Origin of the sequence: Arthrobacter sp. B2I5 (assembly GCF_030816735.1) — a bacterium.
Classification (GTDB): Bacteria; Actinomycetota; Actinomycetes; order Actinomycetales; family Micrococcaceae; genus Arthrobacter.
This window is the reverse complement of the sequence record NZ_JAUSYF010000001.1, coordinates 2,883,897-2,898,614: the sequence shown is the minus strand read 5'-3', so window position 1 is coordinate 2,898,614 and position 14,718 is coordinate 2,883,897. Positions and strand designations below refer to the sequence as shown.

The following is a 14,718-nucleotide window of genomic DNA, read 5'->3' as shown; positions in this document are numbered from 1 at the left end:
AGGGGCGGTTCCTCCTATGTGCACAACCATCGGGACGGGCAGGCCGGCAGCCGCAGCAGTGTCCGGCGGGCGGGGGCGCCTGTAGTACACTTGATGGAGCAGTTTGCTGCGCCCTCAACGTTTCCCGTCCCAGTGGTCTACCCCCGCGGTAGATGGCCCTGTCCGGATTGCGTCGGCACATCTCATTCAGGAGTGTGGGGGAGCGGCGGCTGACTACGCGCATCCAGCCCTCCGGCAGGCGACGCCCCGGCGCCGTCCATGGAGGATCGCGCTTCCTTCGGTCAGGCTTCGATCCTGATGGGAAGTGCGGGGGATGCCAGGAGCACGGCCCGTCCGGGCCACGCTGATCAACCGTCAACTATTGGCAGGGTAAGAAGCCTTCGGGTTTTCTCATGAATGACCTGCCGGAAAATAAGGAGCGCCGGAATGCCCGTCGTAACCATGCGCCAGCTGCTTGACAGCGGCGTCCACTTTGGACACCAGACCCGCCGTTGGAACCCGAAGATGAAGCGCTTCATCTTCACCGAGCGCAACGGCATCTACATCATCGACCTTCAGCAGTCGCTGTCCTACATCGACCGTGCCTACGAGTTCGTCAAGGCCACTGTTGCGCACGGCGGCACCGTGCTCTTCGTCGGCACCAAGAAGCAGGCCCAGGAAGCCAATTGCCGAGCAGGCAACCCGCGTGGGCCAGCCCTACGTCAACCAGCGCTGGCTCGGCGGTATGCTGACCAACTTCCAGACGGTCGCCAAGCGCATCCAGCGCATGAAGGAACTCGAAGAGATCGACTTCGACGACGTCGCCGGTTCCGCGTACACCAAGAAGGAACTGCTGCTCCTCAAGCGCGAGCTCACCAAGCTGGAGTCCAACCTCGGCGGTATCCGCAACCTGACCAAGGCTCCGTCCCTGCTCTGGGTCGTGGACACCAAGAAGGAACACCTCGCCGTTGACGAGGCCAAGAAGCTGAACATCCCGGTTGTGGCCATCCTGGACACCAACTGCGATCCGGACGAAGTCGACTTCCCGATCCCGGGCAACGACGACGCCATCCGCTCCGTGAACCTCCTGACCCGCGTTGTCGCCGACGCCGTTGCAGAGGGCCTGATCGCCCGCAACAACCGCGGCGCGGGCGCCACCGAAGCTCCGGAAGAGCCGCTGGCCGAATGGGAGCGCGAGCTCCTCGAAGGCAGCAAGGCCGAGGAAGCTGCTGCAGCCCCCGCTGCTCCGGCTGAAGAAGCCGAAGCTCCGGCCGCCGCCGAGGCTCCCGCCGAAGACGCCAAGTAACACACTTCAATCCGGATTTTCCGCGCTGTCAGCAGCCGGAACTGCTGACAGGATGGCAGCCCACCTGCGTGGGCGGCCGTCCTGTCAGTCCGTACACCACCACACATTTTCTAGACAGAGGGGTTCACATGGCGAACTACACTGCCGCGGACATCAAGGCCCTGCGCGAGCGCACCGGCGCCGGCATGATGGACGTCAAGAAGGCTCTTGACGAAGCCAACGGTGACGCCGAGAAGGCCATCGAGATCATCCGCATCAAGGGCCTCAAGGGCGCTACCAAGCGTGAAGGCCGCTCCACCGCTGAAGGCCTGGTGGCCGCCAAGGTCAGCAACGGCGTCGGCGTCATGATCGAGGTCAACTGCGAGACCGACTTCGTTGCCAAAGCTGACAAGTTCATCCAGCTGGCAGACAAGGTCCTGGCCGTCGCCGTCGAGTCCGGCGCTGCCGACCTCGAAACCCTGCTCGCCACCGAGGTGGACGGCAAGCCGCTGTCCGAGGTTGTCGTCGAAGAGGGCGCCGTCCTGGGCGAGAAGGTTGTTGTCCGCCGCATCTCCCGCATCGAGGGCGCAACGGTCGACGCGTACCTGCACAAGACCTCCAAGGACCTCCCGGCCCAGGTTGGCGTGCTGTTCGCTGTCGACGGTGAAGGCGAAGCCGCTGCCACCGCCGCCCACGACGTCGCCGTCCACATCGCCGCCATGGCTCCGAACTACCTCACCCGTGAGGACGTTCCCGCCGAGCTCGTCGAGTCCGAGCGCCGCATTGCCGAGGAAACCGCCAAGGCCGAGGGCAAGCCCGAAGCTGCCCTCACCAAGATTGTGGAAGGCCGCGTGACGGGCTTCTACAAGGGCGAGGTCCTGGTTGACCAGGCATTCGCAAAGGACGCCAAGAAGTCCGTGGCACAGGTCCTCGAAGAGGCCGGTGTCAAGGGAACCGCGTTCACGCGTTTCCGCGTCGGCTCCTAGTCGATTCTGCATGGGGGTGGCCACTTCGGTGGCCGCCCCTTTTGCATGCGCACAGTCCACATGGAGCGCGGCCGGTTCCGACCAACGGATCCGGCAGGATACCCTTTTTTCAGAGTCACCAACCGGAAGGCATCATGGAAGCCGTCAACACTGTCATCCATTCCGAGAAGAACAAGCGGCGGGTCCTCCTGAAGCTCTCCGGCGAGGTCTTCGGCGGCGGAAAACTGGGTGTCGACCCCGAGACCGTCCGCGACGTCGCCAAGCAGATCGCCGCAGCCGTCCCGCAGGTGGAAGTGGCCATCGTAGTGGGCGGCGGAAACTTCTTCCGCGGCGCTGAACTCTCCCAGAGCGGCATGGACCGCTCCCGCGCCGACTACATGGGCATGCTGGGAACGGTCATGAACTGCCTGGCACTGCAGGATTTCCTGGAGCAGGCAGGCGTGGAAACCCGCGTCCAAAGCGCCATCACCATGGGCCAGGTGGCCGAGGCCTACATTCCGCGCCGCGCCATCCGCCACATGGAAAAGGGCCGCGTGGTCATTTTCGGCGCCGGCGCCGGCCTGCCCTACTTCTCCACCGACACCGTGGCAGCACAGCGGGCCCTGGAAGTCCACGCCGACGTGGTGCTGATGGCCAAGAGCGGGGTGGACGCCGTCTACACCGCTGACCCCAAGAAGGACCCCACCGCGGAACGCCTGGAAACCCTCAGCTACGACGACGCGCTGCGCCGGGACATCCGCGTCATGGACCAGACCGCCATGACCATGTGCAAGGACAACAACCTTTCCATGGTGGTCTTCGGCATGGAGGGTGAAGGCAACGTCACCCGCGCCATCCTCGGCGAAAAGCTGGGCACGCTGGTCACTGCCTAGCTGCGGCTAGGATGAATCCAGGACAGTTCCGTTCCTGCCCTTCCCGGCGGGAACGGAAACGGCAACAAAGAACCACGTGAGTGCAGGGAACCGGCGCCCCGGACTGCACCAGAACCGTCAGGAGAGACCGTGATCGAAGAAACCTTGCTCGAGGCCGAAGAAAAGATGGACAAGGCGGTTGAAGTAGCCAAGGAAGACTTCGCTTCCATCCGTACCGGCCGCGCCAATCCCGGTCTCTACAACAAGGTCCTGGTGGACTACTACGGCTCGCCCACCCCGCTGCAGCAGCTCGCGTCCTTCGCCATCCCGGACGCCCGGACCATCCTGATCACCCCGTTCGACAAGACCGCCATGCGGGACATCGAACGCGCCCTGAGCGACTCCGAGGTTGGTGCCAACCCGTCCAACGACGGCAACGTCATCCGGATCACCATTCCGGAACTGACCAAGGAACGCCGCAAGGAGTACGTCAAGATCGTCAAGACCAAGGGCGAAGACGCCAAGATCTCCATCCGCAACATCCGCCGCAAGGCCAAGGAAGCCCTGGACCGCCTGGTCAAGGACGGCGAGGCCGGCGAAGACGAAGGCACGCGCGCCGAGAAGGAACTGGACAGCCTCACCAAGGCCCACGTGGACGGCATCGACGAGCTGCTCAAGCGCAAGGAAGCAGAGCTGCTCGAAGTCTGATGGGCCAGGCAGATCAGGCCCCCGCACCAAGGGCGCGCACACGGGGGAAGCAGCCCAGGAGCAATCCGACGCCAAAGGCGGGGCGGAACCTGCCCGCCGCCGTCGTGGTGGGCCTGGCCATGCTGCTGGCCGTCCTGGGCGGGCTGCTGTTCCTCCCGCTGGCTTTCGTGGCAATCGTCACCGCCTTCGCGGTATTCGGCGTGTGGGAGATCTACCGGGCGCTGGAGCACAACGGAACCAGGATGCCCATCGTGCCGGTCATGACCGGCACGGTGGCCATGCCGTTCGCCGCTTACTTCGGCGGCATCGAGAGCCAGCTCTTTGCGCTGCTGCTCAGTGCCGTGGCGGTCCTGCTGTGGCGATCGATCGAAAGTGCGGCGGGATCGGCCAACAGCATCTTCGCCGGCGTCTTCACCCTGGGCTGGGTACCGTTCTTCATCAGCTTCGCCGCACTGCCGCTGCATGCCGCCGGCACTACACCGCTGGGGCTATGGCCCGGCGGCGTAGCCCCGATCGGGGCATGGGAGATTGCCGTGATGCTGCTGCTGGTGGTGTCCAACGACACCTTCGGCTACCTGGTGGGCGCGTCCATTGGCAAGCACCCCATGGCGCCGAAGATCAGCCCCAAGAAATCCTGGGAAGGTTTCGCGGGGTCCGCAGGAGGAGCCATGCTGATCGGCGTCCTGGCTGCCCTCTTCGTGCTGGATAAGCCCTGGTGGGTTGGCGTGGTGCTGGCAGTGGGAACCGTAGCCGCGGCCACGGCGGGGGACCTCGGCGAATCCATGGTCAAGCGTGAACTGGGCGTCAAGGACATGAGCAGCATCCTGCCGGGACACGGGGGAGTCATGGACAGGCTGGACTCCATTGTCTTCGCCTCGCCGGTGGCCTTCATCCTGTACGGGCTCGTGGCCAGCGCATAACCCTGTCCGGCCCGGCGCAGCCCGGCATCCGACACAAAAAAGGCCCGGGCGGCTGGACCAGCCCCGGCATCCTAAACTGGTGCGCAAGCACTACGGCTGAAGAGCATCGAAGGAATCGAAGTGGCATTGGACATTCATCGGCAGATCCCTGCGTCCTTTGAGCGCGTGCAGCGCAATGAGTACGGGTACAACGCCAAGCAGGTGGACCAGTTCCTGCAGCGGGCACGGGTCTCCCTGGAAACGCCGCAGGCCGCCACCGACCCCGTCAGCAGCGCCGATGTCAGGGCCGTGTCCTTCGACCCCGTCAAGGGCGGCTACTCTGCCGCCGTGGTGGACGCGGCCCTTGACCGGCTCGAGGACGCCTTCGCCCGCCGGGAACGGGATGAACTGATCGCGGCCCACGGGGAAGAAGCCTGGCTGCGCGAAATCGGCAACCTCTCCGGCATCCTCCGGGGGCGGCTGCACCGGCCCGACGGAGACCGCTTCCGCCGGCCCACCGGCAGGAAAGCCCGCAGCTACAACACGGACGACGTCGACCGGCTGTGCCACGAACTCATTGCCTACCTTGAGCAGGACAAGCCGTTGAGCGTGGACAGCGTCCGCCGTGCAGTCTTCCGCCCGGCGGTTGGCCGGGACGGGTATGAGGAATCACAGGTGGACGCCTTCCTGGACCGTGTCGTTGAACTGATGGCCGCCATCGACTGACGGTCCGCGGCCGGAAGCGGCGCTTATTCCGCTGCCGGCGGAGTGGGGGAGAGGGGCGTGAAATGGCGCCACAGAGCGCGGTAGCGCCGACCCCCGCGCACGACGGACACGGCGAGGAACCCAGCTCCGCACCCCGCGCCCGCCACGAAGGCAACTGCCGTGCCCGCCCCCGCCAGCGTCACCAGCAGGCCCGCAAGGATGGCAATCAAGGCAGCGTTCGCCGTCGTCATGAAGATCATGCTGCTGCCGGCCACTTGGCTGAAGTTGCCACGGCTTCCAAAGAAATAATAGGTTTGGTGGGCGCCGGCCTCGTCGTCGTGGTGTGCGGCCATGAGGTAGGGAGCCACGCCCGGGTCAAGGTCCACGTACGCACTCCGCAGCCGGTTCATGGCGGTGACGTACATGAGGTCCTCGTAGGCAACGTTCATGACGCGGAGCTGGGTCAGCAGTCCGATTGCCACATCGATGAACAGGACCACCACGGCCAGCAGGACAAAGGCATCCGAAAACCCCGTGGCCTGCCCCACCAGCGCCACGCTGACCAGGCTTGCCGACGTGAAGGTAAGGAACATGCTGATCCGGGTCAGCACCTCGCCTTGGGCCGTACTGCGCGATGCCAGCAGGCCCCAGTGTTCCGTGGCGAGCAGCTGGGCCCGCACGGAGGCCGGGACCGCACCCTGCCGGTGGGACATACCGCCGTCCTCGATGGACATGGCGTTATTGTCCTCCCGATCCCCGTTCGGTCGCCAGCGGCCGCTCCGGAGTATGGAGGCGGGACATGGTCCGTGGCATGGTGGCGGGGATCCGGTGGGCGGTGGCCCGGGACACGATGACCATGACGGCGAAGGCGGCAGGAACGCTCCACGCCGCAGGCTGCGCGAGCCAGGCAGGGGTCTGGCCTAAGCCGGACATGCCTAAACCGGACAGGCCGGCACCGGACAGGGAGCCCACAATCATCGCCCCTCCGCAGAGCATGCCGCCGGTCAGCATGCCGGCAATGGCCCCCGCGTCCGTCAGGCCGCGCCACCAGATGCCGAGCAGCAGGACCGGGCACACCGTGGAGGCCGTGAAGGCGAACACCAGGCCGACGCTGCCGGCCAGTGCCAGGGAGCCGGTCATGAAGGCAAAACCCAGGGGGACGACGGCGGATACGACGGCGGCGAGGCGGAACCCGCGGACGCTGCCGCCCAGGACGTCCTGGCTGATGACGCCGGCGAGGGACACCACCAGGCCGGAAGTCGTGGACAGGAACGCGGCGAAGGCGCCCGCCACCACCAGGGCGGAGAGCAGGTCCCCCGGCAGCCCGCCCACGAGTTCGCCGGGCAGCCGCAGGACCATGGCGTCCGGCTGTCCCGATCGGGCCAGGCCCGGCGCGTACATTCGGGCCACCAGGCCGTAAGCGGTGGGGAAGAGATAGAACACGGACAGCAGGCCCAGGACGATCAGCGTGGTGCGCCGGGCCGACTGCCCGTCCGGATTGGTGTAGAAACGCACCAGCACGTGGGGCAGCCCCAGGGTGCCGAACAGCAGCGCCACCAGCAGGGACACATTCTGGTACAGCCCGGCCGGCGCCAGGTCCGTGGGATTGACCGCCGGCAGCGACTGCGGCTCGGCACCGTTCCCGGCGAGCACGAAGATGATGAACAGGATGGGCACCGCCAGGGCCGTGAGCTTGAGCCAGTACTGGAACGCCTGGACAAAGGTGATGGACCGCATCCCGCCCGCCACCACCGTCAGGCACACCACCACCACGACAGCCACGGAGCCCACCCAGGGCGGCAGACCCGTGGCGATCTGGATGGTCAGCGCGGCTCCGTGGAGCTGCGGAACAATATAGAGCCACCCGACCAGGACCACCACCACGCTGGTGACCCGGCGGACCGTCCTGGACGAAAGCCGGGATTCGGTAAAGTCCGGGATGGTGTAGGCGCCCGAACGGCGCAGCGGGGCGGCGACGAAGAGCAGCAGCATCAGGTAGCCGGCCGTATATCCCACGGGGAACCAGAGCGCGTCGGTCCCGGACAGCAGGATGAGCCCGGCCACGCCCAGGAAGCTGGCGGCGGACAGGTACTCGCCGCCGATCGCGGACGCGTTCCACCACGGGCGCACAGTGCGCGAGGCAACGTAGAAGTCTCCTGTAGTGCGTGAGATCCGCAGCCCGTAGAAACCGATAATGGCAGTGGCGAGGGACACCACCGCCACTGCTGTTATGGCGACCCCGGCATTCATGGGCGCCTCACTGCTCACCGGCAAGGTCGCGGTACCGGGCCTCGTTGCGGGCCGCCGTCCTGACGTACAGCCAGGCACTCAGTCCGATCACGGGGTACATCCCGGCACCCAGCAGGAGCCAGCCGAAGGGGACACCGGCGATCCGGGCTTCGGCCAGGCCGGGCACCATCACCAGGATCAACGGGAACGCGGCAAGGATCAGCAGGAAGCCGCCAGCCACCACCAGGGCCAGCCGCAGCTGGGACCTGATCAGGGAGCGGACGAATACCTGTCCCACTTCGGAATCCTGCGCCGCTTCGCGTGACTCGAGCGGACGCCGCCCGCCCGGCACCGGGGACCGGGGGGACGCGTGCGGGGCGGTGACCCGGACGCGGGTCATGCGTGTGGCCTGATCCTGGTGGCCTCCAGCTTCTCCCGCACGGTGGGCAGATGCCGCCGGCTGATGGGAAGGCCCGCGCCGGCCACCGTGACGCGCGGCCCGTCAGCCGCCAGCTTCATCGAGGACACATGCTTCAGGGCCACCAGGTAGGAGCGGTGGGTGCGGATGAATCCGGCGTCCGCCCACTGCTGTTCAAGATCTGCCAGCGGCACCCGGATGAGGTAGCTGGCGTCGGCGGTGTGCAGCCGCGCGTAGTCCCCCTGGGCCTGGACGTAGGTGACGTCGTCCCGGCGGATCATCCTGGTGGTCCCGCCCTGGTCAACGGTGATCATCTCAGGTGCCGCACCGCCGTCGCGCAGTTCGCAGATCCGCCCCACGGAACGGGCCAGCCGTTCGGCGCGCACCGGCTTGAGAAGGTAGTCCACGGCGGCGAGTTCGAACGCCGCCAGGGCGTGGTCCTCGTCGGCGGTGACAAAGACAACGGCCGGGGGATTGCTGTTCCGGGCGATGGCGCCGGCGATGTCCAGGCCGGACACGGCGGGCATGTGGATGTCCAGGAAGACGGCGTCGATGCTTCCGGCAGAAAGGGCCGTCAGTGCTTCAGCGCCGGACGTGGCCCGCAGCACCTTTCCGATGCGATCGTCCCTGCCCAGCAGGAAGGCCAGTTCCTCAACGGCGGGCAGCTCATCATCAACGACGAGGACGTTAATCATTCTCCTAGGGTACTTCCAGCTGGGGTGCCGGCCTCACGCATCGTGCCCGGGCTGGGACTTTGGCACCCGCATGGTGATCAGCGTTCCCTCGCCCGGCGCCGTCTCCACCACCAGTCCGTGGTCGTTGCCGTACACCTGGCGGAGGCGGGCATCCACGTTCCTCAGCCCCACGTGGTCCCCGTCGGCGTGTCCCGCCAGCACCGACCGGAGCTGCTCCGGATCCATCCCCACGCCGTCGTCCTCGATGGTGACCTCCGCGAAAGCGCCGGTGTCCTCGGCGGTGATGGTGATGTGGCCGGGCCCGGCCTTGGCCTCAAGCCCGTGCCGGACGGCGTTCTCCACCAGCGGCTGCAGGCTGAGGAAGGGGATGACGGTGCTGAGTACCTCGGGCGCCACCCGCAGGCTGACCTGGACCCGCTCACCGAACCGGGCCCGTTCCAGGAGCAGGTAGCGGTCAATGCAGCGGAGCTCCTCGGCGAGGGTGGTGAAGTCGCCGTGCCTTCGGAACGAGTACCGGGTGAAATCGGCAAACTCCACCACCAGCTCCCTGGCCCGCTCCGGATCGGTGTTGATGAAGGACGCGATGGCGTTGAGCGAGTTGTAGATGAAGTGCGGGCTGATCTGGGCGCGCAGGGCCCGGACTTCCGCCTCCATCAGCAGGGTCCGGGAGGCGTCCAGTTCGGCCAGTTCCACCTGGACCGCCACCCAGTCAGCCACTTCCCCCGTTGCCCTGACCAGGCCTGCCCCCGCGGAAGGGGCGAAGGCGGCCACAGCGCCCACGATCCGGGTGCCCGCCCGTACGGGGGCAATGACGCCGGCGAGGCGGCCGCCGGTCCCATCGCCGCCCGCGGACAGGACGGCGGTCCGGCCGGAGGCAAGGACCCCTGCGGCAAGTTCCATCAGGCGCGGCCTGATGTCCTCGGCTCCGCCGTCCCAGGCGAGTACGCCCGAGGTGTCCGTAATGGCCAGGGCATCGCAGGCCAGGAGGGCGCGCAGCTGACGGCTCGCTTTCGCCGCCCCGGCGGGGTTCAGGCCGCGGCGCAGGTGCTGCCCGGCCTGGGAGGCCGCGTGGAGCGTGTGGTAGGTGGCGCGCTCGGCGTCAGTGCCCAGGTCCCGGAAGGAGCGGAGCACCTTCAGTCCCACGCCGACGACGACGGCGATGGCCATGGCGATCACCGCAACGGCCGCAGCGGTGAGGAGGGGGGAGTCCGGCATGGTGCCCAGCGTAGCGGCGGGTGCCGTTTGCCGCAGCATCGCAACCGTTGAGCGACCGTGGCGGCCAGGTTATGGAATGGACAGGGCAACGGACGGCAGAGTGATTGGTGTCACATCTCAATGAGGAGGAACGATGGGTCACGATGCCCATACTCCGGACGCAGCGGCGTCCGTGGACTTCGAACAAGTCCAGTCGACCGGGCAGTTCCAGGAATTGCGCAAGCGACACCGCAGCTTTGTCTTCCCCATGGCAGTGGCCTTCCTGCTGTGGTACTTCGCCTACGTCCTGCTCGCCGACTACGCGGTGGGCTTCATGTCCACCAAGGTATGGGGCAACATCAACGTCGGCCTGATCCTGGGCCTGCTCCAGTTCATCTCCACCTTCGCCATCACCGGCTGGTACGTGCACTACTCCAACCGGAAGCTGGACCCCATCGCCTCCGAAATCAGGCATGAGATCGAGGGCCACGAATTCGATAAGGACGGAAACCGAGTGGGCGGAACCAACAAATGATCACAATTCCAGCTGCGGTGGACGTCGCCGCCCTCAAGGACACCACCCTTTTGAACATGGGCATCTTCGGCCTGTTTGTGGCCGTGACCATGGTGATCGTGTTCCGGGCCAGCCGCAACAACAAGACCGCCGCCGACTACTACGCCGCCGGGCGCTCCTTCACGGGCTCTCAGAACGGAACCGCCATTGCCGGCGACTACCTGTCGGCGGCATCCTTCCTGGGCATCACCGGCGCCATCGCCATCAACGGCTATGACGGGTTCATGTACTCCATCGGCTTCCTGGTGGCCTGGCTGGTGGCGCTGCTGCTGGTGGCCGAACTGCTGCGCAACACCGGCAAGTTCACCATGGCGGATGTGCTCTCCTTCCGGCTGAAGCAGCGCCCCGTGCGGATCGCGGCAGCCATCTCCACGCTGGCCGTCTGCTTCTTCTACCTGCTGGCCCAGATGGCCGGCGCCGGCAGCCTCATTTCGCTCCTGCTGGGCATCAGCGACTGGGGCGGACAGGCGCTGGTGATCATCGTCGTCGGCGCCCTCATGATCATGTACGTCCTGATCGGCGGCATGAAGGGCACCACCTGGGTGCAGATCATCAAAGCCATGCTGCTGATCGCGGGCGCCGCCGTCATGACCCTGTGGGTCCTTGCCATCTACGGCTTCAACCTTTCCGCCCTGCTGGGCGGCGCCGTGGAAACCGCCAACAACCCTGCTGTCCTCAACCCGGGCCTGCAGTATGGCAAGTCGGACACCTCCAAGCTGGACTTCATGTCCTTGGGCCTCGCCCTGGTCCTGGGTACGGCAGCCCTGCCGCACGTCCTGATGCGCTTCTACACCGTTCCCACGGCCAAGGAAGCCCGCAAGTCAGTGGTCTGGTCCATCTGGCTCATCGGCCTGTTCTACCTCTTCACGCTGGTGCTGGGCTACGGCGCCGCCGCGCTGGTGGGTGCCGACACGATCAAGAGCGCCCCCGGCGGAGTTAACTCGGCCGCGCCGCTGTTGGCCTTCCACCTGGGCGGCCCGCTGCTGCTCGGCTTCATCTCCGCGGTGGCGTTCGCCACCATCCTGGCGGTGGTGGCAGGCCTGACCATCACGGCCGCCGCTTCCTTTGCGCATGACATCTACGCCAACGTCATCGCCAAGGGCAAGGCCGACGCCGCCACGGAAGTCCGGGTGGCCCGGCGCACCGTGGTGGTGATCGGCATCCTGGCCATCCTTGGCGGCATCTTTGCCAACGGCCAGAACGTGGCCTTCCTGGTGGCACTGGCCTTCGCCGTCGCTGCATCAGCCAACCTGCCCACCATCATCTACTCCCTGTTCTGGCGGAAGTTCACCACCCAGGGCGCCGTGTGGAGCATGTACGGCGGCCTGGCCTCGGCGATCCTGCTCATCGTGTTCTCCCCGGTGGTTTCCGGAGCCAAGACCTCGATGATCCCGGGCGCCAACTTCGCCCTCTTCCCGCTGAGCAACCCGGGCATCGTGTCCATTCCTCTGGCCTTCTTCCTGGGCTGGCTGGGGACCACCCTGGACAAGAAGAAGGAAGATCCCGCCAAGCAGGCCGAAATGGAAGTCCGCTCGCTTACGGGCATCGGGGCCGAAAAGGCCGTGGACCACTAACAGGTGGACCACTGACCGATATGCCGGCTTTACCGGCGTAGACGGAAGGAGCCTCCAGCCGCAGAGACCGCGGTTTGGAGGCTCTTTCCGTGCCCCCTGGCTTCCAGGGAGGAGGTTCAGCGCCGGTGGTGGTCGTCCGGCCCGAGGTTCCCGTGGCTGCCGTGCGGGACGGCGTGCTGGCCGGCCGTGGAGGCGGCGAGGCCCGGCGTCGTTATTCCTGCCACCAGGACGGCGCCGGCGAAAGCTGCCAGCAGGAGCCGGCCAGGCCGCATTCCGGTCCCCGCCGGAGCAGTGGGAACCGGCTGCCGTTCCCTGTACTGCAAATCACCGCGTTGCCGGACGGCGACCCGCCGGAGCCACCCGAGCGATGCAATGATCATGAGCGTGAGCAGCAGCGCCGAAAGCTGCGTAAGGCTGAGGTTGGCGGCGGCGGGGGCAACCGGCGTGAATGCTATCGCGGCCAAGTGGACGGCGGCGGCGCTGGCCAGTACATACCGCGCCCAGGGCCCGCCGGCCAGCCGGTCCCTGGCCAGGAACATCACGGCGCCGGCCAGCAGTGCCAGTCCCCAGGCGCCGGCCACCGTGCCGGCAAAAACGGCCGGTGGCGCCGCAGGTCCCGCTGATGCCGCAAAGACACTGGACGAGATGGCAAGGTTGAGCGATCCTGCTCCGAAGCCCGCGAATCCGGTGAGCAGGCGAACGGCAGGGCCCGCTTGGGACGTCTGGGCCTCCGGCACGGCTGTCAGAGCTGTTGGTGCGCTCCGGCCAGCCGGGGCAGCCGGCCGGAGCGATGCCATTCCCGGCGACGCCACGGCTAGGCCCGGGCGGCGGCGGGGGACTTGTCCAGGGACAGGCCCACGCCGAGGAGGAGTACGGCGCTGGCGAGGTGGAGGACGTTGTCGGCGCCGTTCAGGGCGATGATGTTCAGCGGCGAGTTCAGCAGGAACAGTCCAACGATGCCCACCAGGAAGTAGACGGCGCCCACGGTCGCGTTAACCGTGCGGGCACTGTCCGTCCCGCGAAGCCCGGCAAGGAGCAGCGCGGCGCCGATAGCCAGGTGGATGACGTTGTGCAGTGGGTTGACTTCGAAGATGATCAGGTTCGCGCCCTCGGTGGCGACGAACCCGACGCCGGACGTGACAGCGAAGCCCAGCAGGCCCACCAGGAGGTAGACGGCTCCGAAAATGGTGGCGACGAGGCGGTTGGGTGAGTTGCGCATGGCCAATTCCTTCCGATGGGGCGGGCAACAGTTCCCGCCGGACCAACAGGCCCCTGGGCGGGACCCTCGGAAGCAATTCGAATCATGGCCGTGGGTGGATGGGTAAAAAGATCAGTACCCTTTCCACTTTCCTGTCCGTCTATGCCGCCGGCCGCAGCTTGATGTTGGTCATGAGGGGCTTGTCCTTGCCTTCGAAGCGGTACGCCAGGTCCACTTTCTTGCCGGTGCAGCTGATCTGGCCCACCACATCCGCCGACTTGATCCCGTTCTCCGTGGAGACCTTAAGGTCGTTGTACGCGGGCTGGCAGGAGCTGTCCATTTCCAGGCTCTTCACCCCGGAGATGAAGGCTTCCTTGGAGAGCTGTTTCTGCAGGGCCGGGTCGAGGTATTCGTCGTAGGCGCGGGAGGTGTCGCCGGCGATGACCTTCCTGGTGAAGTCGTCCGCGAGTCCCCGGGCCTGGTTGGTTGCGCTCCCCACCACGTTCACCAGGATGACGACGCCGAGGATCACCAGGAGCAGCACCCCGCCGATGCTGCCAAGAATGATCCACAGCTTCCGCCGGTTCCGTTGCCTGGGCGGTTCCCCCGGCAGTCCGAACGGGGCGGGCTGCTCCGGCAGCGGCGGTAACTGCCGAGGTGTGTAGCCCGTCCGGCCCTGCTGGTACGGATCCTGGGAACTGCTCAAAAGTGGAGCCTTTCGGGAACTGGCGCGGCGGCGCCGGCGAACTGGCCCGGGCCCTTCCAGGCCCGGCGATGACTGCAACCAAGCCTATAACCCCGCCTGCCGCCGTCGTGCGTGCAGCATGTGTGGAAGGTCCGTTGGTGGCGTTAACCGCCTTCTGAACTATGTGCCTTTTGAACTATCCACCTTCTGAACCGCGGTCCAGCAGGGGCTGCACCCGGAAGGGGATCAGTTCGCCCATGGCCAATGCGGTGTCAGCCCGTTCCACGCCATCGCAGGCAAGGATCTTGCCGTTGATCCGGAACAGGTCCTCGGCATCCCTGGCCACCACGCGCAGCAGCAGGTCCGCTGAGCCCGTCAATCCGTAACCCTCCAGGACCTCGGGGATGGCTGCGATTTCCTCCGCCAGGTGCCCAAGCTTCTGCTGCTGCACGTGGACGGAGATGAAAGCCATGAGCGGATACCCCAGGGCGGCTGGATTGATGCGCCGTTCGAAGGACAGGAAGACGTGCTTTTTCTCCAGCTGGGCCATGCGCGCCTGGACCGTATTGCGGGACAGGCCCAGCTTCTGCGCCAGGGCCACCACCGTGCGGCGCGGATCCTGTGCCAGTGCTGCCAACAGGCGGGTGTCAGTGCCATCCAAAGCTCGCATAATGCGCAACGCTAGCACGGTCCCAGTGCCCCATATAGGGCACTCTGCTCAACTTGATCCGCAGTGGT

16 protein-coding genes and 1 pseudogene are annotated in these 14,718 nt (G+C 66.4%); 8 read left to right on the top strand and 9 right to left on the bottom strand.

All coding sequences use genetic code 11. The annotated features are described in order from the left end of the window. The first annotated feature begins 426 nt into the window (after positions 1-426). The 6 genes and pseudogenes from rpsB (at position 427) to QFZ60_RS13600 (ending at position 5,434) form a co-directional block, all read left to right on the top strand. Positions 427-1,285, top strand: a pseudogene (gene rpsB, locus QFZ60_RS13625) (30S ribosomal protein S2). 128 nt (positions 1,286-1,413) lie between these two features. Then, positions 1,414-2,250, top strand: a complete 837-nt coding sequence (tsf, locus tag QFZ60_RS13620; RefSeq protein ID WP_142120961.1) for a translation elongation factor Ts — start codon at positions 1,414-1,416, stop codon at positions 2,248-2,250. A gap of 134 nt (positions 2,251-2,384) precedes the next feature. Continuing rightward, positions 2,385-3,122: a UMP kinase gene (gene pyrH, locus QFZ60_RS13615; RefSeq protein ID WP_018771653.1), complete on the top strand. Its 738-nt coding sequence runs from the start codon at positions 2,385-2,387 to the stop codon at positions 3,120-3,122. Between the two features lie 129 nt (positions 3,123-3,251). Next, positions 3,252-3,809 carry a ribosome recycling factor gene (frr, locus tag QFZ60_RS13610; RefSeq protein ID WP_056338542.1) on the top strand — a complete coding sequence of 186 codons (558 nt, stop codon included), beginning with the start codon at positions 3,252-3,254 and terminating at the stop codon, positions 3,807-3,809. Continuing rightward, entirely contained in the window at positions 3,809-4,729 is a 921-nt protein-coding gene (locus QFZ60_RS13605; protein WP_307091071.1) for a phosphatidate cytidylyltransferase, read from the top strand. Before frr ends, QFZ60_RS13605 begins: the two co-directional genes overlap by 1 nt. Before the next feature lie 120 nt (positions 4,730-4,849). Then, positions 4,850-5,434, top strand: a complete 585-nt coding sequence (locus QFZ60_RS13600; RefSeq protein WP_307091070.1) for a DivIVA domain-containing protein — start codon at positions 4,850-4,852, stop codon at positions 5,432-5,434. Between the two features lie 23 nt (positions 5,435-5,457). Here the strand turns inward: QFZ60_RS13600 and QFZ60_RS13595 are convergent, their stop codons facing one another. The 5 genes from QFZ60_RS13595 to QFZ60_RS13575 are packed head-to-tail and all read right to left on the bottom strand — an operon-like array spanning position 5,458 to position 9,970. Beyond that, positions 5,458-6,147 (bottom strand): hypothetical protein, encoded by a 690-nt coding sequence (locus tag QFZ60_RS13595; protein ID WP_307091068.1) that lies wholly within the window; start codon positions 6,145-6,147, stop codon positions 5,458-5,460. 4 nt (positions 6,148-6,151) lie between these two features. Next, positions 6,152-7,663: a cation acetate symporter gene (locus tag QFZ60_RS13590; RefSeq protein WP_307091066.1), complete on the bottom strand. Its 1,512-nt coding sequence runs from the start codon at positions 7,661-7,663 to the stop codon at positions 6,152-6,154. A gap of 7 nt (positions 7,664-7,670) precedes the next feature. Continuing rightward, complete coding sequence (locus tag QFZ60_RS13585; protein WP_307091065.1) at positions 7,671-8,042, bottom strand: hypothetical protein; 372 nt, start codon at positions 8,040-8,042, stop codon at positions 7,671-7,673. Continuing rightward, positions 8,039-8,755, bottom strand: a complete 717-nt coding sequence (locus QFZ60_RS13580) for a LytTR family DNA-binding domain-containing protein (protein ID WP_142120972.1) — start codon at positions 8,753-8,755, stop codon at positions 8,039-8,041. The genes QFZ60_RS13585 and QFZ60_RS13580 overlap by 4 nt, the downstream gene beginning before the upstream one ends. Before the next feature lie 33 nt (positions 8,756-8,788). After that, positions 8,789-9,970, bottom strand: coding sequence for a sensor histidine kinase (locus QFZ60_RS13575; protein ID WP_307091063.1), 1,182 nt, complete (start codon positions 9,968-9,970; stop codon positions 8,789-8,791). 133 nt (positions 9,971-10,103) lie between these two features. Here QFZ60_RS13575 and QFZ60_RS13570 point away from each other — a divergent pair, with 133 nt between their 5' ends. Together QFZ60_RS13570 and QFZ60_RS13565 are read left to right on the top strand one after the other, a co-directional pair. Further along, positions 10,104-10,484 (top strand): DUF485 domain-containing protein, encoded by a 381-nt coding sequence (locus QFZ60_RS13570; RefSeq protein WP_142120976.1) that lies wholly within the window; start codon positions 10,104-10,106, stop codon positions 10,482-10,484. Further along, positions 10,481-12,097 (top strand): cation acetate symporter, encoded by a 1,617-nt coding sequence (locus QFZ60_RS13565; RefSeq protein ID WP_307091062.1) that lies wholly within the window; start codon positions 10,481-10,483, stop codon positions 12,095-12,097. Before QFZ60_RS13570 ends, QFZ60_RS13565 begins: the two co-directional genes overlap by 4 nt. Before the next feature lie 116 nt (positions 12,098-12,213). On the opposite strand, the gene QFZ60_RS13560 is transcribed toward QFZ60_RS13565, so the two are convergent. The 4 genes from QFZ60_RS13560 to QFZ60_RS13545 form a co-directional block, all read right to left on the bottom strand. Next, complete coding sequence (locus QFZ60_RS13560) at positions 12,214-12,834, bottom strand: hypothetical protein (protein WP_307091060.1); 621 nt, start codon at positions 12,832-12,834, stop codon at positions 12,214-12,216. A 77-nt stretch (positions 12,835-12,911) separates the two neighbouring features. Further along, a complete protein-coding gene (locus tag QFZ60_RS13555; RefSeq protein ID WP_307091059.1) occupies positions 12,912-13,316 on the bottom strand; it encodes a DUF4383 domain-containing protein in 405 nt (134 codons plus the stop codon). A 139-nt stretch (positions 13,317-13,455) separates the two neighbouring features. Next, positions 13,456-14,001 (bottom strand): hypothetical protein, encoded by a 546-nt coding sequence (locus tag QFZ60_RS13550; RefSeq protein WP_307091057.1) that lies wholly within the window; start codon positions 13,999-14,001, stop codon positions 13,456-13,458. Between the two features lie 175 nt (positions 14,002-14,176). Continuing rightward, entirely contained in the window at positions 14,177-14,650 is a 474-nt protein-coding gene (locus QFZ60_RS13545) for an Lrp/AsnC family transcriptional regulator (RefSeq protein ID WP_307091054.1), read from the bottom strand. Positions 14,651-14,718: the final 68 nt, after the last annotated feature.